The organism is endosymbiont of Lamellibrachia barhami (assembly GCF_011947365.2).
Taxonomy (GTDB): Bacteria; Pseudomonadota; Gammaproteobacteria; order Chromatiales; family Chromatiaceae; genus QGON01.
The window spans coordinates 2,943,423-2,967,714 of sequence record NZ_JAAVSH020000001.1; the positions used below are offsets into that span (position 1 = coordinate 2,943,423).

Consider the following 24,292-nt stretch of genomic DNA (forward strand, 5'->3'; position numbering starts at 1 on the left):
TCAACAGCCGTCAGTTTACGTCTGCCACCTATAAGGGCAGTTACTTCCGTGGTATCTACAACTGGTTCAACACGGACTTCGACACCTATGTCGCCCTGGCAATCCTGGCGCCTGAAGTAGCCAGTCTGCCGCCGGTTGCACAGGCCGGTCCTGACCAGTCTGTACTGCCTGGTACTGTTGTGAACTTTGACGGTTCCGCTTCAGTACACACTGACCCGACCAAGGCGTTGTTTGTCTACAGATGGGACTTCAATGCCAGCGACGGTCTCTGGTGGGAAGCAGGACCTTTCCCTGCAGCGGGTGAAGGCGCGGTTGGTGTGACAGCCAGCAATGTCTATCCTGATACGGGTGCAACTGCAAACTACACGGTGACCCTGCAGGTGACGGATAATGGCGGTACCCTGCCAATCCCGATCCGGCCATGACCGACAGTGATTCACTGAACGTTGAAGTGGGTACCTTCCAGGTGCCACCGGTTCCGGTAACCAACGGTCCTTGGGCTGCGATTCCTGGCGTTCCGGTAACCTTCGACGGCTCGGCATCCCTTCGATCCGAACCCTGGTGACACTATCGTCTCCTTGACTGGGATCTGGATGGTGATGGCGTCTTCAACAGCAGAAAGTGCCTGACGACAGTCCCGTAGCTCCAGGTGTGGTGACCAAGACCTTCCAGCACCTACCTCTGGTGTGGCTACATTGAGGTGACCATTAACCACGGTGCCTCTGCTGCCTCCGATGCCGAGTTCATCGCGATCGGTCTGGCCTATGTAACCAACTATGAGAACTGTTGGGTTACCCGCACGGGTCGTTTCACCTACCACTACGGCATGATCATCACGGTTGAGAATATCGGTGACGCAGAACTCCAGAACCTGGAGATGACGCTGACCGGTGTACCGGACAATCGTACGATCGTTGACGATACGTCGCTCTTGGGTACCCTGGCTCCCGCTGCGCAAGCAGTGACTGCCTGTGATCCTGGCGCCAAGACTGCCGATATATCGACTATTCTCAACCGCCGTGTTCCCTTCGGTGGAGTCTGGGAATGGAAGGCTGAGTTCGACTCAGACGGCACTCACTATGTTATTCCAAACCTGCCGCCACTGGCGCCGTAAGTCTGGATAACCAGGGGCCAGGGAGGCCCTTGAAGTGAGAAACAACAAACCCACTTCGGCTGGAGCCGGGGTGGGTTTTTTATTGGCAAAGCGGAAGAGATTGGCGCATTATCCTGCTTATGAACATGCAAAATATCATAACGGTTGGGGTAGCGTTTGTGGCTGTTCTGATGCTCCTTGATCTCTTCTCCGGGGATGATGAATCTGCTGATGGTTCGGATGGCCTGGAGGATAGTCAGCGGGTGCAGTTGCAGGCAGACGACACGTCGAAACCTGGCCCGTTCCCTGTTGCTGATGGGCGACAGGTCATAGAGATGTCGCCGTTGGAGGTGGAGCCTCCTGCCCCGGTCGAAACACCCGATGTCACGGACCAGGAAGAGACATCTCAGCAGGTAATTGACCAGGCAACTGAGCAGGTCAAGGGTGGCGAGTCAGACGAGGCCTCCTTCGAGACTTACCTGGGCAAGGTGCAGGCTGATGCCGAGATCAAGGAGATCGCCGAAGAAGCTATTGAACGCTACAAAGGTGAGATATCGGAATTGACAGACCGTTTTTTGCAAAGTGGCGGTTATTTCAATGCTGATGAAGAATTGGTCTATCCAGAAGGTCTGCCTGAAGAGGCCGTTCATAAGTTGGAACTCATCCAGCAGGAGATGTTCAATATCCGTGAGTCGATGAAAGTTCGGCAGGAACACTTGCGCGGAATTAAATATTAGCCGGCATTCAATCTGTCTAGGATCTGTTTTTACTTTCTGTAGGGTTCGCGACGCACACCATTGCGGCTGAGCTTCAGCTTGTTGAAGATGCGCCGCTATCATCGCTCCGTTTCCGATAGCGTCGCCAGACAAGCCAGGTTACCACCGGTAGACCCAATGGAATCAGCAGGCCGGGGCCGAGAAATGAATCTGGCAGAAGGGTGGCGCCGTTACCTGCCAGAACCAGGGAGATCAGTCCGTTTGCGATGAGCGTGACCAGAAAGAAGTGTCGCAGTGACATGCCTCCCGCACCGGCGGCGAAGGCGACCGCTTCTGCCAGCACTGGCACCGGTCGGCTGATGGCGAGTATGACCAGCGTTGGTGCCTCGGGCAGATCCCTGTCGGGTCTGGAAAACAGCATACGCCCGGCCAGCCAACCGAATAGATTTCCCAACATCAGTCCAAGCCAGCACCAGAGCCAGCCGGGGATAATACCGAGACGGGCACCGAGCATGGTGCCTACGATGCTCGAAGGAATCGGCAGCAGGATATCACTGGCCAACAGGCCAGCCCCGGTCAATCCGAAGTAGAGCGCGTTGTCATCGGTGGCGGAGAGCCACTGCTCCCCTGGAAGTTCCCCGATTACCGCGAAGGGGATGATGGGAATCAGCAGTGCCAGGGTGATGACAAGGATCTGTTGTTTATGCAGTCGCATGGATTTGTGAATGGTTGAAAATTACTTCAGTCTAGCGGATTGGGTTAGAATCTGACAGATGGAAAAATCCTGTAAACGCCACTACAAAGGAGAATGGAGTGAGTCAGTCCAACAAAAACATGCAGGGTTTGAGTCCCGCGCCGCTGATGCGGTTGTCGACCGCCTATTGGGATTCACAGACCCTGCTTACCGCCAATCGAATGGGGCTGTTCGATCTACTCTCGGATGGTGCGAAAACGCTACAGGAGATCACTGTCGCGCTGGGTACTCAGCCGAGGCCGACTCGGCTGTTCCTCAAAGCCTGCATCGGATTGGATCTCGTTGATGAGCGGGAAAACAGTTTTACCAATACGCCCTTGAGTCAAACCTTCCTTACCTCCGGAAACCAGGCCTATCTGGGCAATGCACTCCGTTACAGCGACAATCTCTATACTACCTGGGGCAACCTGGAACAGGCGTTGAAAGAGGGCAGGCCACAAATGTCCCCTGAGACCTATACCGGTAACGACAAGGCGCAGACCCGTGACTTTGTCTACGGCATGCACGATCGGGCGTTGGGTATCGGACAGGTTATGGTCGAATTGGTCGATCTCTCCGGGAGAACCCGCATGATCGATGTGGGCGGTGGACCGGGCACCTATTCGGCGCTGTTTGCGCAAAAAAATCCGGCGCTGCAATCCCTCGTATTGGACTTGCCTGATGTGGTGGCGATAGCGGTCGAGATCGTTGAATCCATGGGTATGTCCGAGCAAGTCAAAACCGAGCCGTTGGATTACATGCAGGATGCTTTTCCAGTGGGTAACGACGTTGTATTGATCTCTGGTGTTTTTCATCGTGAGAGTGAACAGACCTGTCGTGGCTTCATCCAGAGGGCCTTTGATGCCCTTGATCCAGGCGGCATGCTGGTGGTAAATGATGTGTTTACCGATGCAGGCGGGAACAGTCCCCTGTTTGCCACTCTGTTCGGCCTCAACATGCTGCTGACCGCAGAGGACGGTGGTGTGCATGCGGATGCCGACGTGGCGGATTGGATGAAGCAGCAGGGTTTTACTAATATAGAGAAGAGTCCCTTTCCACCACCTATGCCTCATCGGATCGTAACGGGAACCAAGCCATGAAGGGAGAGAATATGTCTGAGAGTCGAATCAAAATCACGGCAATGGCCTTTATTGTGCTTGGCCTGTTTGCCTTTTCAGGCACGGTTTTGGCGGAAGTCAAAGCGCCTGATGCGGGACAGGCCGTGATGCCTCCTCAAATCGGTGAAATGGATGACGGTTTGATGAAAGAGAAACCCCGGGTCGAGGATCTTGGTGGGGGCAAGTACCGTATCGGCAACATTCAGTTGGACAAGAAAGCGGGGCGTTTCAGCCTCCCGGGTGCCATGCTCTATTATGAAGAGGGTGGACCGATAGAATATATGGCAGTGATGAAGGGCGGCTTCAAATCCTATGAGAGCGTGCTTGAGTTGGATGCCAATGCCTTTGAATTTAATCTGGCATGTATCCTGATTGGTCTGGATGCCAAAGGTGTCCGACTACCTGAGTATCACTTCGATACCAAACCGGTAGAGGGTGATGCTGTGGATATTCTCGTCAGTTGGGAAGAGAAGGGTAAGCGGGTCGAGGTCGATCTGCTCGATCTCGTCAAGTTGCGCGGTGAAGCGCCCAAGGACGATAAAAAGCAGGTATGGAGCTACACCGGTTCCACCTTCATCGAAGGAGACCGTTATTTTGCTCAGATGAACGGTACACTGATCGGTGTGGTGCATGATCCCGCAAGTATTATCGAGCACCGCTTGGGTCTTGGATTGGAGCAGTGGGGTTTCGTCTTTATCGACGCTGAGCGTGCGCCACCCATCGGGACAAAGCTCGAACTGACGGTGCAACGAATCAATCAATAAGCATTGGGCTCATTGCGGCATGAAATACCCAGATGACAAAGGAGACATTGCGTGAACCCTGAAAAAGTCCTTTTCGGTTTCTTCATTGTTTTGGCATTGACCCTTAACTTTGGTTTTTTTGTCGGCGACCTGGATAATCCGGATCACCATCATGTGTACGAGTTGTTTGCGGTGATCGTTGTTAACCTGGTTGCCACGGTGCTGAAATTCGGTGACCGGACGCAGATGGGGGCGGTGCTGCTTGCCACCAGCCTGGTGGCGCTGCTGCAGCTTTTTGCCGCCGCCCTGGTCTGGACCGTGGCGGAACAGGTTACAACAACCGGACTTACGCCGGTGGTAACCGCCAGTATTGTCTCCCTTTCCGGTGGCGCCATGTTGGCCAATGTGGTCTCTGTTGTGCTGCTGGTGATCGAAACGGTCATGTTGCGACGCTGACGGCTAATCCGTCATGCAAAACATCATCTTTCTGATCTTTCGGCGCATGCGGGCGCCGCTGCTGGCCCTGATCCTCACCTATGCAATCGCAGTACTGGGTCTGGTGCTGATCCCTGGGCAGGATGCAGAGGGTAATCCCTGGCGCATGGATTTTTTTCATGCCTTCTACTTCGTCAGCTTCATGGCCAGCACCATCGGCTTTGGGGAGATTCCATTTGCGTTCACCAATGCCCAGCGCCTTTGGGTGACCTTCTCCATCTTTTTTACCGTTGTTGTCTGGCTCTACTCTATTGGCACCCTGCTGACGCTGTTTCAGGATCCCACTTTCCAACGGGCTTTGACTGAACGTCGTTTTACGGGACAGATCAAACGAATCCGCGAAAAATTCTATTTGATCTGTGGTTATGGTGAGACCGGCAGTGCATTGATCCAGGCGCTCACCGACCGCGATCAGCATGCTGTGGCCATCGATATACGTCAGGATCGGGTCAATCTGCTTAAACTGGAAAATCTGCGACAGTATGTGCCGGCTTTGTGTGCCGATGTCCGCATGCCGATACATCTAATGGAAGCGGGTTTGAAGCATGCGCTCTGCTCCGGGGTGGTTGCACTGACCGATTCCAACGATGCTAATCTGAAGGTGGCCATCACCGCCAAACTGTTACACCCGGATATAAAAGTGATTTGCCGCGCGGATTCCCACGATATTGAAGCCAACATGGCCTCTTTTGGTACCGACTACATCATCGATCCCTTCGATACCTTTGCTGTTCATCTCGCCACCGCACTGCAGGCGCCTTGTCTCAACCTGTTGCAGGAGTGGTTGACAGGCCGGGAAGAGAGTGAGCTCAGAGATCCTATCTATCCTCCAAGTGATGGCTTGTGGGTGATATGCGGATATGGTCGTTTTGGCAAGGCTGTGTATGACCAGTTGCGCAAGGAGGGACTGGAACTCGTTATTGTTGAGGCGGATCCGGAGAAAACCGGACTGCCGAAAGAACACTGTGTCAAGGGACGTGGTACTGAAGCAGAGACCTTGCAGGAGGCCGATATTCAGCGCGCTGTGGGACTGATAGCTGGTACGGATCATGATGCCAACAATCTCTCGATTATCATGACGGCACGTAAGCTCAACCCGGATCTGTTCGTGATTATGCGGCAGAACCGGCAGGATAACGACTCAATCATCGAAGCGCTGCATGCCGATATGGTGATGCATCCCAGTGCCATAGTGGCGAACCGCATCCGTGTCTTGCTTGGAACCCCAATGCTGCATGAGTTTCTGCAGCTTGTCCTGTACCAGGATGATGAGTGGGCCTGTGAACTGGTGAGTCGCATTTCGGCACTGGTGAACTCTCATGCACCGGATATATGGGAAGTGGCGTTTTCTGAGGAGACCTCCCACGCCGTCTGCCAGTCTGTCTTGGAGGGGAAGGCGGTAAGGCTTCGGGATGTGGTGACGGATCCTCGGAATCGCTCTAAATTACTTCACTGTATCCCTTTGATGATGTTGAGAAATAATGAGCGGGTGTTGCTCCCGGAAATGGATGAAATGCTGCATCGGAATGATCGGGTTCTGTTCTGCGGATCACACTCTGCCGCTAATCGGATGGAGTGGACCCTGCAAAACGAACACGCATTGAGCTATATACTGACAGGAGAGGCCCGTCCTCAGGGTCTATTGTGGCGCTGGTTGATGAGAAAGGAGAGGGCATGAGTACGCTTCTGGAACGATTGCATCGCGATCACATCATATTGAGACGTCTGCTTGATCTATTGACCAGTCAGCTGGACGCATTTTTTGCCGGCCGTGAATCGAATTTTGATCTCAAGATCGAACTGCTGGACTTCATTGAACACTATGCCGAGCAGATCCATCATCCCACTGAAGACCTGATATTTCAGGTTGCAAAGAACAGGTTTTCTGAAGATGGGGGACTGTTTGAGCGGATTGGTAATCAGCACCGTGATCTGGAGGCATTGACTCACCGTTTCAGGGAGACCCTGGAGGGGGTGGTCCAGGGCGAGGTCATGCCACGGGAAGAGGTGGAAGTCCGCGGACGTGAGTTTGTTGCTCTTCAGCGGCAACATATCGACCAGGAAGAGCAGGAGATCTTCCCGCTGTTGGAGAAGTGTTTGGTTGCAGAGGATTGGGAAAGCCTTTTGGCCGAGGCTCCTCTTGGTGAAGATGAGTTGTTCAGTCGGGAGGATTTTGCGCGGTTTCGTGGACTTATTGATTTTCTTTCAGATCATGGCAATGAGTGACTTCTGCTGATTGGAGTAAAGAATTCTGGATATTAGCCGATATGCTTGACGCTTGTGAATATCGTGCAATATGAGGTGCCTAAACCCAAATGAGATGTTGGCCGGGAATTCTGATCCTACTATTGGCGTGGCCGATAATCGCTGCTGCATTGCCATTCAGCGATGAAACCTACGTTGCCGACGAACATAACTCTGAATGGCATTTCAGCGGTACCAAGGTTAAATGTGAGCTGCGCCATGAGATTCCCGGATTTGGCACCGCTTATTTTCTGCGGCGCGCGGGTCAGACGCTTTCCTTTCATATCGATAGTTTTCAGCCGACACCATCCGCTGTTGACGCTGAATTGCGGGAAGCCTCGCCAACCTGGGTCTACGATGAACCGGATCTGCTGGTCGAATCTGTAACGCTGAAAAAAGGGTTGCGCCCACTCCTGCTCGAACGTAAACAGGCAACCAGAATATTGGCCTCACTTGATCGAGGCATGCTTTCCAGTATTGATTTTTCCGACTGGGATGATGCGCGCAAACGCGTGCATCTACAGCTTTCACCGGTCTATTTTCAGGCACCATATCAGGATTTCAGGAAGTGCCTGAAGCAACTGCCCGTAAAAGGTTTTGCCGATTATCGATTCACTGAAATCCTTTTTCCTCTGGATGTTCATGAACTGAATGAGGATTCCCGTATGGTCATTAGAAATCTCGCAGAGTTTGTGAAGGCAGACGGGGAGATAAAACGCATAAAGATCTCCGGTCATGCGGATGATCAAGGGTCGCGAAAATATAATCTGAAACTGTCGGAGCGCCGTTCGAAAAGTGTTTCCGATTACCTGCTGGCGAGTGGTGTGGAGAGTAATTTGCTTATGAAATATCACTATGGCGAATCAAGGCCCAAAGTGCGCGGCCGTACAGAGCAGGCAAGAGCTGCAAACAGACGGGCTGCTATCGAATTGGATAAATGAGGTTGGGAAAAGCTGGCTGTCAGTCAGCTTTTTAGAACATCCAATATGGCGTTTAACGAACAGGATATTAATTACTGAACTCTCTTCCCGGCTCAAGTCGGTACACACCCGGCCGATAAACTCTATACAAAACCTGTTTTCGATCAATTTTGTACTAAAAAGTGGTATTGTTGTTGACTTATAAATAAGTAGATACTAATATACTTACATATAATTCGTGTCATGAGAGGTAGCAGACATGTCGATATTTTCATGTGGAACGTTGCGCGCTGGGGTAGTTGTTTCGATAGGCCTGTTGTTGCTGGGCATAGTATTCGTTTCGCCAACAGTGATTTTTTCAGCTCCGCTGGAACTCCCTGTTCTCTTTTTCCACTTTGCGGGGTTTGCAGCAATATTAGCAAGCCCAGTGGTTCTGCTTGTCACACTGCTCCTGTCACTGTTTCCGTCGGTGAACGACAGACTCAATGAGTGCCAGCATTAATGATCTCAATGATCCATTGTGATCGAGTCATGTGATGCCAAGCACCTTTTGGTAATTACTATAGATTGCGCTGCCTACCGGGAAATACTCAAACAAAGCTTCAATGTAGCGGTCGAAGGGGTTCTGCGTAGCATTGATTCTGAGTCTTGTGGAAATGTCCAGATCGTAGGTATTGAAGACGATTGGAAAAGGCACTGGAAAGTCTGTGCCAAAAAGAATCTTTTCATGTGCCTCTGTTTGCTGCGACAGGTGCCTGAGGGCTCTGGCCTTGAATGGCGTCAAAATGGCAGATATGTCGGCATAGAGATTGTCGTGACTGGTCAGCTTGTCCAGTAGTGTGTAGTAGTCCTGGTCAAAGAAATCAGGGTTCCTTGAAAGGTTTCGCCAGAATCTCAATTTATAATTTGGCCGTCCCAACCCCATATGCGCGGCGATGACCGTCACACCGGCTTTCAACGGTAGCTCAATCATGTTGATCCGCTCATAGTCAGGGTCAGACTGAACAGTGTATTCGCAGCCGATGTGTATGATCAGCGGGATATCTTTTGATTTAAGCTTTTCGTAGTAGGGAAGAAAGCGTTCGTTATTGAGGTCGATTCCCCAGTAGTTCTGTAGAAACTTTGCGCCTTTGCAGCCTCGTTCGACATACTCGTCGATAAGATCCAATGCATTCGGACGATCAGGATTAACCGATAGGAAAGGGATGAAGCTATCCGGGTATTGCGCAGTTGCAGTGAGCACATCTTCAGTTGAGGCGCAGACTGTCTTGTCACGATGAATATCGTGGCCTTTTTTATCGACCCGGCTGTCGACGCCAAAAAGACAGGTTTTTTCAAGGTGCTGTGATTCACTGATAGCGTGTGCCATCGACTCCAAATAAACTGAATAGGGATTTGCTTTCAGACGTTTGGCTTCGACGCCTAACTTTTTTGCGAAAAATTGGACGATAAATCGATCAATTGGGCGATCAAAGCGAACGCTTGGATTGAGAAGATGAGTATGGATATCGACGGTTTTCATTATCGGGAAATAATGCGCCGGAAGGCTGTTTTAGTCCAGAAACATAAAGCAACAGGAGCCAGGTGCTGGGCACGACCGGTGTCGTAACCCTTGCAGATGGCAGCGAGCTGGTCTTTGATGGGATCGAACGGATCGAACGGATCGAACGGATCGAGTGGTGAAAAAAGGTGACAGGCGAAAGGCAAAAGGTGAAAGGCGAAAAACGTAGGCCGGTTCAAGCGTAGCGGAACCGGCAGCCGGAGGCACAGATGCCTGATCCGCTACGCTTGATCAGGCCTACACAGCTGGAACCTGAAACCTCTACTCTGCCACCTGTCCCTTTTTCGAGTATCATTGTCTCTTCTCCCAACAAGCAGGAAAAGGCCCGACGATGCTCATTCTCCGTGGTGCACCCGCGCTCTCCGAATCTCGTCTGAAAAAACTGACTCAGCGGCTGGAAAACAGCCTTGGCAAGCCTCTCTCCGTGTATGCGGAATACATGCATTTTGCTGAGGTGGATCAGTCGCTTGCAGAGGATGAGCAGGGGGTTCTCGAACGTGTCCTGCGCTATGGTCCCCATTTGACGGAACACGATTCTGAAGGGAGTCTGTTGCTGGTGGTGCCGCGCCCCGGCACACTCTCCCCATGGTCGACCAAAGCGACGGATATCGCGCACCACTGTGGATTGGAGAAGGTTGCCCGGATCGAGCGCGGTATCGCCTACTATCTGGGGGCCGGGGAGAACACCCTTGGCGATGATGAACTCAACACGGTGATGCCTCTACTGCATGACCGTATGACCGAGGTGGTGCTGCTGGAGATGGGGGATGCAGATTGCCTTTTCAACCACGCAGAGCCCAAACCTTTCATCAGTGTCGATGTGATCGGGGGTGGTTGTCCGGCACTGGAGCAGGCCAACGTGGAACTTGGGTTGGCGTTGTCGGATGATGAGATCGACTATCTGGTGGAGAGTTTTCAGGGCTTGGGTCGCAATCCCACCGATGTTGAGCTGATGATGTTTGCCCAGGCCAACTCCGAGCATTGTCGTCACAAGATCTTCAATGCCGACTGGATCATCGACGGCAAACCGCAGGCTCTTTCGCTGTTCAAGATGATCCGCAATACCACAGAGAAAGCGCCGGAAGATATTCTCTCTGCTTACAAGGACAACGCGGCAGTGATCAGCGGCCCGAGGGCCGAACGCTTCATTCCTGATGCCGAGAGTCATGTTTACGGCTTCGGCGAAGAGGATATTCATATCCTCATGAAGGTGGAGACCCACAACCACCCCACTGCGATCTCGCCGGATCCGGGTGCAGCGACAGGATCGGGCGGAGAGATCCGCGACGAGGGGGCTACCGGCAAGGGTTCCAAACCCAAGGCCGGACTCTGTGGTTTCTCGGTTTCCAATCTGCGAATCCCTGGCGCCGGGCAGCCTTGGGAGACTGACCACGGCAAGCCGGCTCGCATCGTCTCCGCGCTCGATATTATGCTGGAAGGCCCCATCGGTGCGGCCTCTTTCAATAATGAGTTTGGCCGCCCCAATATCTGCGGCTATTTCAGAACCTTCGAGGAGTGGGTGTCGGGACCGGATGGCGATGAGTTACGGGGCTACCATAAACCGATCATGCTGGCTGGCGGATTGGGAAATATTCGTGGCGAGCATATTGAAAAGACCACCTTTCCCGGTGGCTCCCCACTGGTGGTGCTGGGTGGGCCGGCGATGTTGATCGGCTTGGGTGGTGGCGCCGCTTCATCCATGGCCAGCGGCACCTCGGCAGAAGATCTGGATTTCGCCTCAGTGCAGCGCTCCAATCCTGAGATGGAGCGCCGTTGTCAGGAGGTGATCGATGCCTGTTGGTCCAGAGGCAGCGATAATCCCATCCTCTTTATCCATGACGTAGGGGCGGGTGGTCTCTCCAATGCATTGCCGGAACTGGTCCATGATGCCGGGCGGGGTGGCAGGTTCGAGTTGCGCACTGTACCCAACGATGATCCCGGCATGTCTCCCATGGAAATTTGGTGTAACGAGTCCCAGGAACGTTATGTGATGGCGGTGGATGTCGACCGCCTCGATGAGTTCAAGGCGATCTGCGAGCGGGAGCGCTGTCCCTATGCCGTGGTGGGCGAGGCGATCGATGAGGAACACCTGATCCTGGGCGATGCTCACTTCGATAACAACCCTATCGATATTCCCATGCCTTTGTTGTTCGGGAAAGCGCCGCGCATGCTGCGGGATGTGCATCATCGCACTTTCCACAAGCCGGAGCTTGACTTCAGTGATGTCGACCTGAAAGAGGCGGCCCTGCGGGTGCTGTCCCTGCCGGCAGTCGCAAACAAGACCTTTCTCATATCCATCGGGGATCGCACGATCACCGGTATGGTGACGCGGGATCAGATGGTGGGTCCCTGGCAGGCGCCGGTTGCCGATCTGGCGGTGACGGCTTCAGGTCTCATGGGGCATACCGGCGAGGCGATGGCGCTGGGTGAGCGAACCCCCATCGCGTTGATCGACGCTCCCGCTTCCGGGCGCATGGCCGTCGGCGAGGCGATCACCAATATCGCCGCTGCCTCCATCGATAAAATCAGCGATATCAAACTCTCCGCTAACTGGATGGCCCCTGCCGGCCATGTTGGCGAGGATGCCAAACTTTATGCGACGGTGAAGGCGGTGGGTATGGCGCTCTGTCCCGCACTGGGTATCGCGGTGCCGGTGGGCAAGGACTCCATGTCGATGAAGACGGTCTGGGATGAGGGGGGAGAGAGGCGTGAGGTTACCGCGCCGCTCTCTCTGATTATCACTGCCTTCTCACCGGTCAACGATGTGCGGCGCACCCTGACACCCCAGTTGCGCACGGACTTGGGCGACAGCGATCTGATTCTGATTGATCTGGGCAAGGGCATGAACCGTTTGGGGGCATCTGCCCTGGCGCAAGTCTATAAGCAGATAGGACATCGTGGCGCGGATCTCAATGATCCCAATGCACTGAAACGCTTCTTTTTGCAGATTCAGGAGTTGAATCGGGACGGCCTGCTGTTGGCTTATCATGACCGTTCCGATGGTGGGCTGTTCGCTACCCTGAGTGAAATGGCCTTTGCCGGGCGCTGCGGTATCAGCATCGAGTTGAATGATCTGGGCGATGATGATTTCGCCATCCTCTTCAGCGAGGAGCTGGGGGCTGTGATTCAGGTTCGGCATAATGATACGGATGATGTCCTGAAGCGGCTGCATGATGCGGGTCTGGGGCATCACAGTCACGTCATCGGTAGCATCAACGAGTCAGATCGTATTGTATTTCGGCGTAACAGCAAGCCGATGCTGGAGGGGGCTCGAAAAGAGTTTCAGCAGGCTTGGTCTGAGACCACCCGGCAGATGCAGACATTACGTGACAATCCAGAGTGCGCCCAAGAGGAGTTCGAGCGGATTTCTGCGGATGACCCCGGTATGCAGGTGCAACTCTCATTCGATATGAAAGAGGATGTGGCGGCGCCCATGATCGCCACCGGTGTTCGTCCACCAATGGCGATCCTCCGCGAGCAGGGAGTCAATGGTCAGCTGGAGATGGCGGCCGCTTTCCATCGTACCGGTTTTGAGTGTGTGGACGTGCATATGTCCGATGTCATCGAAGGGCGTGTATCACTGGAGCAGTTCAAGGGGCTGGTGGCCTGTGGCGGTTTCTCATACGGCGATGTGTTGGGTGCAGGTGAGGGTTGGGCCAAGTCGATCCTGTTCAACGGACGTGCCAGAGAGCAGTTTCAGACCTTTTTCAACCGGGAGGATACCTTTACGCTGGGCGTCTGCAACGGCTGTCAAATGCTCTCCAATCTGCATGAACTGATCCCTGGTGCAACGCATTGGCCCCACTTTGTGCGTAACCGCTCCGAGCAGTTTGAGGCCCGTTTTGTCACAGTGGAGGTCGTGGATTCTCCATCCATCATGCTGCAGGGCATGAGTGGTTCCCGATTGCCGATTGCGGTGGCGCATGGTGAAGGCAGGGCTGAGTTTCGTGATGCGGGACATCTGTCAAAGGCAGGTGAACTGATGACAATCCGTTATGTTGAAAACAGTGGCGAAGTGGCAACCGCCTATCCGGCAAACCCCAATGGCTCACCGGAGGGCATGGGCGGGTTGACCACGACCGATGGCAGGGTCACGATCATGATGCCGCATCCCGAGCGGGTAGTCCGTACAGTGCAACACTCCTGGCATCCGGATGGCTGGGGTGAAGATGCGCCTTGGTTGCGCCTTTTTAGAAACGCCCGCGCCTGGGTGGGATAGATAGAAAAACGTAGGTTGGGTTAGATGCGTAATAACACCCTACTTTCCGTTTATCGACTATGTCAGCGCGCATCGTAACCCAACGGTTGAGTTAGAAGATTGCGGAAATGTTGGGTTACGGTGCACACCTGCCTTTAGTGGACATAATTGATCTTATCGGCGATGTGCACCTAACCTACAAGGTAGCTGGTTGAATTCCCCGCAGCTTGTGGCGGGGTGGTTTATCGTTCCAGAAACAACTGGTATCAGAGCGTACTCAACTGCGCCTTGATTGCCCGGTCGAGGTTCTGGATCCAGCCATTGTAGTTGCTGTGGATCTTTTCGCCGTCGTACTTGAGGTTGTCGCTGTTTTTGTACTTGATGCTGTAGGTCTGGGCATCATACGGAATATCGACCTGCGCCATGTGGGAGCGAAGATGAATGGTGCCTTCAACCAGGCCTGAACCCTTATCATTCATGTTCCAGCCGAGCGTGGCGCCAGCACGGATGATGGCCTTGCGGACATCGTCCATGGTGACCCCATCCTTGTTGGCGACAACGGATGCGTCCTCGACGTTGTAGACCATTGCCTGATGCGGGCATCCCGCCAGGAATAGTGTGACCATACTGACGATCAGAACGCCCAATAATTTCTGCTTCATCACTAACTCTCCTTAAGTTGATAAAGGCTTATACATAACCTGCAGTTGAAAGTTTACTCGCTTATTTCTCATGAGGAAACCTGTCGGGTTCGTTATTCTCTCTGAATAAAACCCGATAGAGTCCCATGGGATACATGCCGCTGGCGATGAGTTTTCCCGCCACCATCAGGACGATACGGGTAATATCCGCCACTGGGCGAAAGTGGCTAGCCCGCGCCTGTTGTGGATAGCGGGACTCGACGGGAACCGTGCTGAATCCAAAACCCTTTTTTGCCGCTTCGATCAGGTACTCGCTCTCAAAAACGAACCCCCGTTCTCTGCTGTGTGAAACGAACACTGTCTGAATCGCATCGGCAGGATAGAGTCGGAGCCCTGATTGGCTGTCGTGGATACGGCAGCCCGCAGCCCAGGATATCCAGAAGTCGGCAAAGTTATTGGCGCGGCGCCGTGCATTGGGGGCCTGTTCACGATTTTGCAGGCGTGCGCCTATGATCAGGTGTTGCGGATTGGCCTCCCAGCTTGCATAGAGTTTGGGAATATCCTCTGGCACATGCTGGCCGTCGCCATCGAGGGTGATCACACATTTGGCGCCCTGTTTCACCGCTGCCTGCAAACCATCGTGCAGACTGGCTGCCTTACCTCTGTTTTCCTGATGTCTGATCAGTGTCAGCGGCAGATCGGCAAGCTGCTCAGATGTGCCGTCACTGGAACCGTCATCCACCACGATGAGTTGGGATGTATGCTGCAAGACGCGTTTCGCCAGATCACGAATGGTGGCCGCCTCATTGTAGGCGGGTATGACCACTGTTACTGGAATCGACATCTTGTCCCTGACTCAGGCCATTGCGCCGTTGATGGAGATGATCTGCCCTGAGATATAGGCGGCGCTTTCAGAGGCGAGGAAAGAGACCAGATCCGCCACCTCTTCAGGTCTGCCCGCACGTTTCATCGGCACCAACCGGTTGATGACTTCCGGTGTAAAGTGCTCTCCAAGCATCGGGGATTCGATAACGCCTGGGGCAACCACATTCACGGTTATGCCACGGGAGGCCAGTTCAATGGCCAGGGACTTGCTGGCGCCGTGCAGTCCTGCCTTGGCTGCAGCGTAGTTGGTCTGTCCCCGGTTCCCCATGATGCCTGCCACGGATGAGAGTGAGATGATACGTCCCCAGCGAGTGGACATCATCGGTAGCAGCAGGGGTTGGGTGACGTTGAAAAAACCGTTCAGTGAAACGTCGATGACATTCTGCCATTGATTTGCTTCCATGCCTGCCATCGGCATGTCATCGTGGATGCCGGCATTGTTGACCAGAACCTGCACCGGTCCCCCGTGTAGCAGGTGTTCGATGGCCTCCTTGCAGTGTCTGTTGTCCCGCACATCAAAACAGACCGCTTCGGCAAATCCCCCCTGGTTGTTGATCTCCTCAGCCAGTTGCCGGGCCCGCTCCGGTTTGCTGTTGGCATGGATCAGTACAAACAGGCCATCGGCAGCAAGTTTTCTGCAGATTGTGCCGCCGATGGCGCCACTCCCTCCTGTTACCAGTGCGCGTTTCAATATTCTATCCCTCTGTTCTGATAGATTACCGTGGCCCGTCCTTTCAACAAGGATTCTGAGTTGGCCTCCATATGGAAATCATAGATGGCGCCACCCTCATCAGCAGCCAGTTTGTGAGCGGAAATAACCAGTTTTCCTTGCAGATTATGCAGCCATTCTGTTTTAAGTTCGAGATCCCGCAGTGCGGCAAGAAAACCCATGCGGGGCGAGTCGTCATCTGCAAGCAGACTGCCGTGAACTGCCATGGCTTGTGCGGCGTACTCGACGCCGCTGATTGTGGGCAATCCCTCAGGGTTGCGTAGTGGGTTTGAAGGCTCTCTGTGGTTGATTGCGATGCATTGGATGCTGTCGTTATCCCAGTGCTCCACGCTGTCGAGCAGGCACATGCTGCCTGAGTGGGGAAGCCGCTCGCAGATCTGCCGTCTATTCAACATGGTTTGCACTTCAATTGCAGTTGGCAGTCGGGCAGATAATCAAAAGTGAGGGTTTCTTCATCAGTCGGGAAGGACAGCTGTTGTAATAACGGCAGGGCGCGGGCTGCAGGGTTGCCGACACGCAGCTGCTCCAATTCGGCATCAGCCATGCGGGAAGCCGGAGCAGGGATGGCGTTAATTTCCAGTGTGCAGTGCAGCTGGGTCTGCCTGGTGGCGGAGGGCGTCACTACCATCGAAGTGGCAAATGGAGCGGAGAGCGGGCGGGTTGCATCCATTGGTGCTTCGAATGGCAGATCATAGGCGACTAGCAGAAGTGAGCGTGATTCGGCCCGGCATTGAACGGCTGCCGACAAAAGACCCGCAGCGAAACTGGCATCGCCGGCCGCCAGGCTGCTGGTGCTCTCCAGTGAATCGATGGCGATACTCCAATAGCCGGCGGGGGCATTGTGAACCGAGTTGTGGAATTGGATAGGCGAGACCATCGGTTGCGGATCCGCCAATGCAGAGCAGAGCCGATCGACGATCTCCGGATCACCAATGGAGGAGGCGAAGATCGAGGCCAGTTCCGTTGGGGCGATCTCTGTCGTTCCCAGTGATTCCTGGGCGGCCTGGATGGCCAGCAGGGTACTTATACTGCCTCTGCGTTGGGCGGTTGGCGGCAGTATTTGTGGTACATAATCGGGCAGGGGGGTCTGTCGATAGGCAGTCTCTTGCGCCAGCACAGGCTTGGCGTTTGCCCAGCCATCCAGTCCAGGGGCTGCAACGGCAGGTGCCTCCAGATAGAAGCTCAACATGAGGTTCGTCCAAAGAGAAGACTGCAGTTACTGCCGCCAAAGCCGAAGGAGTTACTCAATACCCGGGTTACCGACTGTTTTACAGTAGCGCGCTGTACATTGAGCCCAAGCGTTGGGTCCGGTGATTGGGTGTTGAGGGTGCCGGGTATGAAGCCTGCTTCAATCGCCAGACAGGCGATGATCGATTCGGTGATTCCCGCCGCACCAAGCGTGTGTCCGGTCCAGCCTTTGGTGGAACTGCATGGGGTTGATGACGGAAAGAGCCGATTGATCGAGTTGGCCTCAGCCCGGTCATTGCTGGGTGTTGCGGTGCCATGCAGATTGATATAGTCGATCTCATCAACCGTCAGATCTGCCCGGTTCAGGGCTTGCTCCATGGCGAGTCTGGCGCCGGCGCCATCCGGTCTTGGGGTGGAGATATGGTAGGCGTCGCTGCTTTCACCATAGCCGAGCAGTGCGACGCCTGAGTGGGTCGTGCTGTTTTTTTCCAGAATCATAAAACCTGCTGCCTCACCGATGGAGATCCCGTCGCGCTTCTGGTCGAAGGGGCGGCAGGGTTGCCTGGAGACCAGTTCCAGCGAGTTGAATCCGAAAAGTGTAGTGAGACAAAGCGTGTCGACACCGCCGACGATGGCGGCATCACTGAGTCCGGTGGAGATAAACCGGTGGGCGTCACAGAAGACCTTGGCACTGGATGAACAAGCGGTGGAGATTGAGAATGCAGGGCCTTTCAGACCCAGCTTCTGCCGCACAAATTGGGTTGCCGAGAAGAGATCGTGGCTGCCTTTGAAGTGATATCCAGCAGGCCAGCGTCCACGCTTGCGCAGCTCCAGGTAGGCCTGCTCAGTGCTGAGGATACCTGAGGTGCTGGTGCCGAGAAAAAGCCCGATGCGGGTTGGATCGACGCGGGATTTGAGGGACTCGACCGCAGTAAGAAAGCCGTCCTGCCGGAGCGCCATCAGGGCCAGACGGTTGTTGCGGCACTCGAACTGCCGCTCGCCCTCATCCAATGGCTGGTTTTCCAGATCAGCCACGCGCCCGATCCAGGTGTCGAGAGGGGCGTGGCCGAAGTCGTTGGGCTGGAGTCCCCCTTTGCCTTCGAGCAGTGCGCTTTGCAGTGCCTCTTTTCCATCTCCAGCGGCACTGACGGTGGTGTATGCAGTTATCTGGAGTGGGTCCATCAACGATTCAAATGGCGCTTATTGGCATTGGGCTATGGATGCGTCTCATTATGCACCATCGATAGACTGAAAATAAGGCTGAAAACCGCGCCTGTGAGGACCGTGAGACCAATGGCGCTCAGAACGGGTACGTTGGTTGCTGCCAGTAATCCAAAAACCAGCAGGGTGGACAGATTGCAGATCAGCAGTGAACTCAGAGTGGCGGAAAAAACCGGGTCGGAAGTCGGCGTGTACGCCACGAAGAGCGCATAGTCGAGACCGATTCCCAAGACCAGCAACAGGGCGGCGATGTGAAAGAGGGAGAGCTGCTCTCCCAGTAACGCCAGCAGGGCGGCAGTGGTGAGAACTGCAGCGGCCACCGGGAGTGTCACCCGGACAAGCTGAGACAGATTGCGCAGCGCGAAGAGCAGCACAAACAGGATAACCCCCCCACCCATGCCTGCGAGGCGCAGGGCTTCGTCCCGGTAGCTGCCCACCAGATCCGATGTGTCCCGGTACAGGTTGAGATAGGCGATAGAGATGTCTGCCTGCTGTACCAATAGTTCCAGAGCGGGTTCGTCACTCACACCGGTCAGCGGGACAAGCCCCCGCCATTTGCCATCCGGTTTCCGTTGTAGTTGGGCGGAGAGACGCAGGCCCAGTGGAGAGGACTCCAGTTGTTCGAAGCTGAGGGGAGCACGTTTGCGCGCCTCGGCCACGTCATCCAGAAAGGGGGTAAAAAGCCCGGCTTTGAAGGGCATGCCCGCTGCTGCCTGGATCAGATCTTTTTGCAGTGAGCTGCGATCCGGTAGTAGATTTCGGTTTTTAAGCTGGATGCGATGGCTCGGAAGCAATCTGGAGGGCAAATCGAATCGGCTCAATAGCCCCTTTTCGACGGCATGCTCCAGCAAACCCTCCAACTGCTCACTCTGCTGCAGGACATCTTCTGCGGATGTGCCGGAAATGATCAGCAGACGGCCGGCATCCGCTTCTCCCAATTGCTGCCGCAATTGTTGGTCCAGTCCCCGTGTCTCGGCTGAAATTGGGCTGAGCCGCCTCAGGTCATGTTCCCAGAGTTGTTCGTCGGAGAGGAAAAGCGTGAGGCCGGACAATACCAGTAAAACCAGTGGGATGGCCGGCCTGCGGCGGGTGGGTGATTGGGTAGAAAAGAGCCATCTGACAGGTCGTTCAAATGGATTGGGCTGTACACTTTCCGGCGTCAGTGTGGGCAGCAGAAATCGGGTCGCCAGGGCCGCCGCAAATAGACCGGCCACTGCAAAGGCGCCGAGTTGAGCCAGTCCGCCGAAATCGGTCAGCAGCAGGGCACTGAATCCCAATGCGGTGGTGATCAGTCCGAGTCTGAGGATGGGCCAGATTCTTCGCATGGCTTCCTCTCCACGTTCGCCAGCGCGCAGATGGGTGAAGAGGTGAATCGGGTAGTCCACCGCTACACCGATCAAGGTGATGCCGAAGGCCAGGGTGATGGCGTGCATGCTGTTGAACGCGAGTAAAACCGTTGCGGTTCCGGCCAGCACACCACTGGCGAGTGGCAGTGCCGCCAGCAGCAGCAGCCGCAATGAACGAAAGGAGAAGAGCAACAGCAGGGCGACGCCGATAGAGGCGTAGAGTGACATCGACCGCGCTTCCTGGCGGATGATGCGGCGCGATTCCACTCCAAAATATGGCGGGCCGGTGATGGTCAAGTTTAGCCTTTCATGGTTGGGCAGGGCGCCGAATGCAGCCCTGATACTTTCGATGGCAGCCGCCTGCTGATCGAGCGCCGTCGCAGGATAGTGACTCTGCAGCATCAGCAAAATCTGAGAATTGTCCGGTGAACGCCAGATTCCCCGGGTCTGTACAGTCCCATTGCTTGATGCCCATCGAGTCAATATCTCCCGGGCAGTGGCAGTGGGATCATTGGGTAGATAACGTCTGCCGGGCATACCTACTGGAGAGGTGAGTTCACGCAGTCGTTTCTGCAGGGCGTTGTGCAGGGTTTCCTGGGTGATCTCTGTTTTTATCAGCAGATAGCGATAGTCAAAGAGTAGTTGGCGGGTTTTTTCGTCGATCAGGGATTCGCCGTTCAAAACTTGTTGGAAATGGCTGGTTTTTGACAGTCTCTGTTTCAGTATGCGGCTTGTTTCGTCCAGATGAGCCGGTTCCCCACCTGAGACTGCCAGCAGGAAAAGACGTGATCCTGTCCCCTGGCTGATCTCATCCAGCAGCAGTGCCTGTTGCGGCGTTACCGCACTGGGCAGAAACTGACCCATATCGTTTTCGAGCGGGGGGGCAGTGACAATGATCCAGACCGAGGCGATCACCAGCAGCAGCCAGATCAGGCCGTTTTTTTTCGCCGCCGGATTCACTTTGGTGAATTCCCTGTTTCATCCCAGAAATCGTAGAAATTGAACCAGTTGTAGGGTGCTTGCCGGGTGTGGTATTCCAGCCGGTTTGCGTAACGCTGCGTCCATTCGGTGATCTGTTGCCAACGCGCTTCCCGGTCGAGATGAAAGCCCTCCGTGAGCAGTTCAAAGTGAATCGTATAGTCTCGGCCGCCTTGGTGGATGCCGAAAAACAGCACCACAGGAATCTTCAACAGTCCGGCAATCAGCATGGGTCCGGCGGGAAATCGGCATGTCTGATCGAAGAAACGAACCTTGACCTGTTTGTCGTCCAGGGCGATACGGTCGCCGAGGATACCGATGATATCGCCCCGCTCGACTGCCTCCTGAACCTCAAACAGGCTGTCCGGCCTGCCGATAGGGATGATCATATCGGCGATCTCCGGGTTCAGTGTCTGTATGACCTGATTGATCTTCTCCGCATTCTCTTCATACATCAGCGCCTTTACTGAAATATCCGGATGAGTTGCCGCCAGACTGCGGAGCAATTCGAAACTGCCCAGATGGGAGCCCAGCAGCATACAGCCCCGGCCATCTTTCAACTGCTCCAGAAGCCGGGTCTCACCCCTGATATCGATGTTGAAATAGTCCTGCCTGCCGGAGAGCAGATAGATCCGGTCGAGGAGGGTGGCGGCAAAGGTGTGGTAGTGACGGAAGATGTGACGCAAACCGACCGGTTGTGGCAACACCCGTTTAAGGTAATGCCGGGAAGCGTTACGCGCCTTGCCGGAGAAGAGAACGAAGTAGAGCGTGATGGGGTAGAGCAACAGGCGGCCCGTCGGGCGACCAAGGAGCAGGGTGATGTTTGTTATCAAACGGATCAGAAACAGGCTGCCGCGTTCGGATTGTTTCAGCCAGTGGCGACTCATGAAAAGTGATCCGGACAGTTCAGTGTGCCGTGAGCGAGGGTGTCGCCCATAGCCAGAACACGAAACTCACAGCCCTGTTTCAACAGGGTGATCTCAATCACAAAGGGGGTATCAGCCCGCAAGGGGGCGATGAATTTTGTACGGCTGATACCGGTTACTTTCAGCCCCTTTTCCCTGGCCTTCTGCAATACAAGATCCAGCATCACCACGCCGGGAACCAGGGGGTTATCCGGGAAGTGGCCGGTCAGGGCAGGGTGGTTTGCAGGGATGATCATTGCTTTGCCCCGCACTGTCTGAACAGGGTAACCAATGCACTCTGAGGGAGTTTGCCGGTTGTGTTTCTTGGCAATCGCTCGACTTTAAACAACGGGCGGGGCAGGAACGCCGGGTCAAGCTGTTCACGCAACGCCTGGGAAATCTCCTGCTCGTCCCAAATATTTGAGACAACAAAAGCGGTGAGCCGGGGGACCGAAGCTGATCTCTGCTCGGGAAGGAAAAAGACGCCATCCTCTACACCATCGAGAGATTGAAGCCGCAGGTTGAGATCCTCGAGGGAGGCACGTTTGCCTGCGATTTTTACCATGTCGCTATCCCGGCCAAGCAGGATGAAGTGGTGGTCCGACGTCTTTTTCAGCCGGTCGCTGAGCAGTATCGATTCCGCGAGATGGGCTGCTGCCACCCGCCACCCTTTGGTCTCCTGATCCAGGGTTATGCCCGGTAGGAGTGACCAGTCCGCTTCCACAGCTGGACGGCGGGTGGCGATTGCGCCGGTTTCAGTGGAACCGTAGATTTCGAGTACCTGGGTATCGAACTGTTTTTCAGCGCGAGCTGCCAGTGTAGGAGAAAGGGTAGATGTGGCCGACAGAATGAAGGTGGTTTGCGGTAGCTTGATCCCTTCCTCAACACAGTTACGCAGATGGAGTGGAGTGGTGACGAGGATGCGTGGTGTGGGCAGTTTTTCCAGCGATGTAACGATGTCAGCGGCAAAGAGGGGCTGTTCGGATGAGACTGAGAGTCCCCATCGCAACGGCAGCAGGATGGATGCCTCCAGTCCGAACATATGCTGCGGCGGGACGGTGGCGAGCACGGCCGCTTGGGCCAGATTGTCGAGTCCCAGCCGTTCACCGGTCAGCCGGGCACCTTCCCAGAGGGTACCCCAGCTTTTTTGCTGGGGCGTGGCTTTGCCGGTGCTGCCGGATGTGAAGAGTTCGATGAGTGGTTTGGCTGAGGGTACCTCGGGTATCGCCTGTTCGATTGGGTCACTACAGACGGGATCGACGTAGCGGTGAATCTCTATGTCACCCAGCCGTGTATCTGTGTCGATCAGGCAATAGATCGAGTCGTAACGCTGCTGCAGGCGTTTGAGATCTTCATTTGCCCGCCCTGGTGGCAGCACGATTTTCTGTCCCTGCAGAATACCGGCAATCAGGCCGACGAGAAATCGATAGCGGTTTTCGCAGAGGTTGATCAGGCAGGATAGATCTGGCAACTGTCCGGCTAGGGTGTCTGCATCCATCAGCAGTCGCGACAGGCTGCGAGGTTCACTATTCTGCCAGGCGACGGTTCTTTCCGGATCGGCTGAAGTTGTCAGAGGCAGATGGTTCAATCTCGCACTATCCGTTGCAGGTTTCTCTCTCGCAGTATGCGTCTGACCGCGTCGAGAGAGGGTGGTCGGCGGAAATAGATGACCCGGAAGACCAGATAATCCAGCAGGAATAGTACCAGGATCAACAGGTAGTTGATGAAATTGGTGAAGAGGGACCAGACTTCGATGGTCGCGAACAGGGCCAGTAGGACGGACTCGATGAGAATGCCTGCAAAGAAGAGCGTCCAGACCCAGGTAAGTACCTGTGTGTAGCGGCGGTGAGGCAGATCATTGTCGCCCATTCTGCGGGCGATGCGGGTGATGAGGGGTTCCTGCCCGGGCAACAGGGTCTTGCCAAAAAGATAGAACAGTAGACTGGAAATCAGCACCGGCGGCAGATAGAGGGCGGTCTCGACCTTCAACAGCAGACAGATGACTGCCAACGCCGCAACGAATGGGGGGAACAGGTCGGTCAGTTTGTGTTTCGGTGAATTCAATATAAGAAGAGAGTGTGCCACTGCAATCGCCAGCAGTATCCAGACGGCCAGTTGCAGAAAACCATTGATGATAGCGAGGTGTAGCGTTACCGGATAACTGAAGGTGATCACCATGACGAGTGGCCGCAGGCCCCGGACATGGGAGGTGTCGACGCTCACGTTGTGCGGCAGGATTCGATGTGTCTGCTCAGGGAACTGAGTGAGGCGAAGATGTTGGCGTTCTTCTCGTCATTGGAACGGAGTTGAAAGCCGTATTTTTTCGAGATCGACATGGCGAGTTCAAGCGCATCGATAGAGTCCAGCCCGAGTCCTTCGTTGAACAGGGGGGCCTGAGGGTCGATGGATGAAGGATCGACCCGCAGGTTGAGGGTCTCGATAATCAGCGTAGCGACTTCGTTTTCCAGCATTTCGGGTATGGCTCAATAGCAAAAAAGTAACGGGATGGGTGACATCCCCATTGAATGGGCGGATATTCTCTTTTCTGGGGTGGTGACTGTCAACAAAAGATCTGGT

General features: G+C 54.7%; 24 protein-coding genes. 10 read left to right on the top strand and 14 right to left on the bottom strand.

Translation table 11 applies throughout. The features are described 5' to 3' along the window. The 3 genes from G9Q73_RS13435 to G9Q73_RS13450 all read left to right on the top strand — a co-directional run. A partial coding sequence (locus G9Q73_RS13435) for a PKD domain-containing protein (protein ID WP_218649962.1) occupies positions 1 to 425 on the top strand: 425 nt, incomplete at its 5' end. A 275-nt stretch (positions 426 to 700) separates the two neighbouring features. Next, a complete protein-coding gene (locus G9Q73_RS13445; protein ID WP_177420228.1) occupies positions 701 to 1,114 on the top strand; it encodes a hypothetical protein in 414 nt (137 codons plus the stop codon). A gap of 125 nt (positions 1,115 to 1,239) precedes the next feature. Further along, a complete protein-coding gene (locus G9Q73_RS13450; RefSeq protein WP_177420229.1) occupies positions 1,240 to 1,830 on the top strand; it encodes a hypothetical protein in 591 nt (196 codons plus the stop codon). A 73-nt stretch (positions 1,831 to 1,903) separates the two neighbouring features. On the opposite strand, the gene G9Q73_RS13455 is transcribed toward G9Q73_RS13450, so the two are convergent. Then, complete coding sequence (locus tag G9Q73_RS13455; protein ID WP_177420230.1) at positions 1,904 to 2,524, bottom strand: VTT domain-containing protein; 621 nt, start codon at positions 2,522 to 2,524, stop codon at positions 1,904 to 1,906. Between the two features lie 98 nt (positions 2,525 to 2,622). Here G9Q73_RS13455 and G9Q73_RS13460 point away from each other — a divergent pair, with 98 nt between their 5' ends. The 6 genes from G9Q73_RS13460 to G9Q73_RS13485 all read left to right on the top strand — a co-directional run bounded on the left by G9Q73_RS13460 (position 2,623) and on the right by G9Q73_RS13485 (position 8,083). Next, entirely contained in the window at positions 2,623 to 3,642 is a 1,020-nt protein-coding gene (locus tag G9Q73_RS13460) for a methyltransferase (RefSeq protein WP_177420231.1), read from the top strand. 11 nt (positions 3,643 to 3,653) lie between these two features. Then, entirely contained in the window at positions 3,654 to 4,424 is a 771-nt protein-coding gene (locus tag G9Q73_RS13465) for a YdjY domain-containing protein (protein ID WP_177420232.1), read from the top strand. 51 nt (positions 4,425 to 4,475) lie between these two features. Then, the gene (locus G9Q73_RS13470; protein WP_177420233.1) at positions 4,476 to 4,859 is read left to right on the top strand and encodes a DUF6394 family protein; all 384 of its coding nucleotides are present in this window, start codon (positions 4,476 to 4,478) and stop codon (positions 4,857 to 4,859) included. A gap of 13 nt (positions 4,860 to 4,872) precedes the next feature. After that, on the top strand, positions 4,873 to 6,576 hold the full coding sequence (locus G9Q73_RS13475; protein ID WP_177420234.1) for a potassium channel family protein: 1,704 nt from the start codon (positions 4,873 to 4,875) through the stop codon (positions 6,574 to 6,576). After that, positions 6,573 to 7,124 carry a hemerythrin domain-containing protein gene (locus G9Q73_RS13480; RefSeq protein WP_177420235.1) on the top strand — a complete coding sequence of 184 codons (552 nt, stop codon included), beginning with the start codon at positions 6,573 to 6,575 and terminating at the stop codon, positions 7,122 to 7,124. The genes G9Q73_RS13475 and G9Q73_RS13480 overlap by 4 nt, the downstream gene beginning before the upstream one ends. 122 nt (positions 7,125 to 7,246) lie before the next feature. Beyond that, complete coding sequence (locus G9Q73_RS13485; protein ID WP_177420236.1) at positions 7,247 to 8,083, top strand: MotY family protein; 837 nt, start codon at positions 7,247 to 7,249, stop codon at positions 8,081 to 8,083. Positions 8,084 to 8,591: 508 nt separating this feature from the next. Here the strand turns inward: G9Q73_RS13485 and G9Q73_RS13490 are convergent. Next, positions 8,592 to 9,584, bottom strand: coding sequence for an amidohydrolase family protein (locus G9Q73_RS13490; RefSeq protein ID WP_177420237.1), 993 nt, complete (start codon positions 9,582 to 9,584; stop codon positions 8,592 to 8,594). A gap of 370 nt (positions 9,585 to 9,954) precedes the next feature. Here G9Q73_RS13490 and purL point away from each other — a divergent pair, with 370 nt between their 5' ends. Beyond that, positions 9,955 to 13,842, top strand: a complete 3,888-nt coding sequence (gene purL, locus G9Q73_RS13495) for a phosphoribosylformylglycinamidine synthase (protein WP_177420238.1) — start codon at positions 9,955 to 9,957, stop codon at positions 13,840 to 13,842. A gap of 245 nt (positions 13,843 to 14,087) precedes the next feature. Here purL and G9Q73_RS13500 read toward each other — a convergent pair whose 3' ends face one another. From G9Q73_RS13500 to G9Q73_RS13555, 12 genes are all read right to left on the bottom strand, one after another. Beyond that, on the bottom strand, positions 14,088 to 14,483 hold the full coding sequence (locus G9Q73_RS13500) for a hypothetical protein (RefSeq protein WP_177420239.1): 396 nt from the start codon (positions 14,481 to 14,483) through the stop codon (positions 14,088 to 14,090). A gap of 61 nt (positions 14,484 to 14,544) precedes the next feature. Beyond that, the gene (locus G9Q73_RS13505) at positions 14,545 to 15,306 is read right to left on the bottom strand and encodes a glycosyltransferase family 2 protein (RefSeq protein WP_177420240.1); all 762 of its coding nucleotides are present in this window, start codon (positions 15,304 to 15,306) and stop codon (positions 14,545 to 14,547) included. A 12-nt stretch (positions 15,307 to 15,318) separates the two neighbouring features. Further along, on the bottom strand, positions 15,319 to 16,041 hold the full coding sequence (gene fabG / locus G9Q73_RS13510; RefSeq protein WP_369408958.1) for a 3-oxoacyl-ACP reductase FabG: 723 nt from the start codon (positions 16,039 to 16,041) through the stop codon (positions 15,319 to 15,321). Further along, positions 16,035 to 16,472, bottom strand: a complete 438-nt coding sequence (locus G9Q73_RS13515) for a hotdog family protein (RefSeq protein ID WP_177420242.1) — start codon at positions 16,470 to 16,472, stop codon at positions 16,035 to 16,037. Before G9Q73_RS13515 ends, fabG begins: the two co-directional genes overlap by 7 nt. Then, positions 16,466 to 17,266 (bottom strand): beta-ketoacyl synthase chain length factor, encoded by an 801-nt coding sequence (locus G9Q73_RS13520; RefSeq protein ID WP_177420243.1) that lies wholly within the window; start codon positions 17,264 to 17,266, stop codon positions 16,466 to 16,468. The genes G9Q73_RS13515 and G9Q73_RS13520 overlap by 7 nt, the downstream gene beginning before the upstream one ends. Then, positions 17,260 to 18,447 (bottom strand): beta-ketoacyl-[acyl-carrier-protein] synthase family protein, encoded by a 1,188-nt coding sequence (locus tag G9Q73_RS13525; protein ID WP_177420244.1) that lies wholly within the window; start codon positions 18,445 to 18,447, stop codon positions 17,260 to 17,262. The genes G9Q73_RS13520 and G9Q73_RS13525 overlap by 7 nt, the downstream gene beginning before the upstream one ends. Before the next feature lie 32 nt (positions 18,448 to 18,479). Next, positions 18,480 to 20,792 (bottom strand): MMPL family transporter, encoded by a 2,313-nt coding sequence (locus G9Q73_RS13530; protein WP_177420245.1) that lies wholly within the window; start codon positions 20,790 to 20,792, stop codon positions 18,480 to 18,482. Further along, the gene (locus G9Q73_RS13535) at positions 20,789 to 21,697 is read right to left on the bottom strand and encodes a lysophospholipid acyltransferase family protein (RefSeq protein ID WP_177420246.1); all 909 of its coding nucleotides are present in this window, start codon (positions 21,695 to 21,697) and stop codon (positions 20,789 to 20,791) included. The genes G9Q73_RS13530 and G9Q73_RS13535 overlap by 4 nt, the downstream gene beginning before the upstream one ends. Beyond that, entirely contained in the window at positions 21,694 to 21,972 is a 279-nt protein-coding gene (locus G9Q73_RS13540; RefSeq protein WP_177420247.1) for an ApeI family dehydratase, read from the bottom strand. Before G9Q73_RS13540 ends, G9Q73_RS13535 begins: the two co-directional genes overlap by 4 nt. Then, the gene (locus tag G9Q73_RS13545; protein WP_177420248.1) at positions 21,969 to 23,303 is read right to left on the bottom strand and encodes an AMP-binding protein; all 1,335 of its coding nucleotides are present in this window, start codon (positions 23,301 to 23,303) and stop codon (positions 21,969 to 21,971) included. The genes G9Q73_RS13540 and G9Q73_RS13545 overlap by 4 nt, the downstream gene beginning before the upstream one ends. Next, a complete protein-coding gene (locus G9Q73_RS13550; protein WP_177420249.1) occupies positions 23,300 to 23,938 on the bottom strand; it encodes a COG4648 family protein in 639 nt (212 codons plus the stop codon). The genes G9Q73_RS13545 and G9Q73_RS13550 overlap by 4 nt, the downstream gene beginning before the upstream one ends. Continuing rightward, positions 23,935 to 24,183 carry a phosphopantetheine-binding protein gene (locus tag G9Q73_RS13555; protein ID WP_304956663.1) on the bottom strand — a complete coding sequence of 83 codons (249 nt, stop codon included), beginning with the start codon at positions 24,181 to 24,183 and terminating at the stop codon, positions 23,935 to 23,937. Before G9Q73_RS13555 ends, G9Q73_RS13550 begins: the two co-directional genes overlap by 4 nt. Positions 24,184 to 24,292: the final 109 nt, after the last annotated feature.

Bases quoted from the DNA above. Each gene is read 5' to 3' on its own strand.
- G9Q73_RS13505 (WP_177420240.1), bottom strand. From the start codon at position 15,306: ATGTCGATTCCAGTAACAGTGGTCATACCCGCCTACAATGAGGCGGCC.
- G9Q73_RS13480 (WP_177420235.1), top strand. From the start codon at position 6,573: ATGAGTACGCTTCTGGAACGATTGCATCGCGATCACATCATATTGAGA.
- G9Q73_RS13465 (WP_177420232.1), top strand. From the start codon at position 3,654: ATGTCTGAGAGTCGAATCAAAATCACGGCAATGGCCTTTATTGTGCTT.
- G9Q73_RS13525 (WP_177420244.1), bottom strand. From the start codon at position 18,447: ATGGACCCACTCCAGATAACTGCATACACCACCGTCAGTGCCGCTGGA.
- G9Q73_RS13500 (WP_177420239.1), bottom strand. From the start codon at position 14,483: ATGAAGCAGAAATTATTGGGCGTTCTGATCGTCAGTATGGTCACACTA.
- G9Q73_RS13520 (WP_177420243.1), bottom strand. From the start codon at position 17,266: ATGTTGAGCTTCTATCTGGAGGCACCTGCCGTTGCAGCCCCTGGACTG.
- G9Q73_RS13490 (WP_177420237.1), bottom strand. From the start codon at position 9,584: ATGAAAACCGTCGATATCCATACTCATCTTCTCAATCCAAGCGTTCGC.
- G9Q73_RS13535 (WP_177420246.1), bottom strand. From the start codon at position 21,697: ATGAGTCGCCACTGGCTGAAACAATCCGAACGCGGCAGCCTGTTTCTG.
- G9Q73_RS13450 (WP_177420229.1), top strand. From the start codon at position 1,240: ATGCAAAATATCATAACGGTTGGGGTAGCGTTTGTGGCTGTTCTGATG.
- G9Q73_RS13540 (WP_177420247.1), bottom strand. From the start codon at position 21,972: ATGATCATCCCTGCAAACCACCCTGCCCTGACCGGCCACTTCCCGGAT.
- G9Q73_RS13475 (WP_177420234.1), top strand. From the start codon at position 4,873: ATGCAAAACATCATCTTTCTGATCTTTCGGCGCATGCGGGCGCCGCTG.
- G9Q73_RS13455 (WP_177420230.1), bottom strand. From the start codon at position 2,524: ATGCGACTGCATAAACAACAGATCCTTGTCATCACCCTGGCACTGCTG.
- G9Q73_RS13515 (WP_177420242.1), bottom strand. From the start codon at position 16,472: ATGTTGAATAGACGGCAGATCTGCGAGCGGCTTCCCCACTCAGGCAGC.
- purL (WP_177420238.1), top strand. From the start codon at position 9,955: ATGCTCATTCTCCGTGGTGCACCCGCGCTCTCCGAATCTCGTCTGAAA.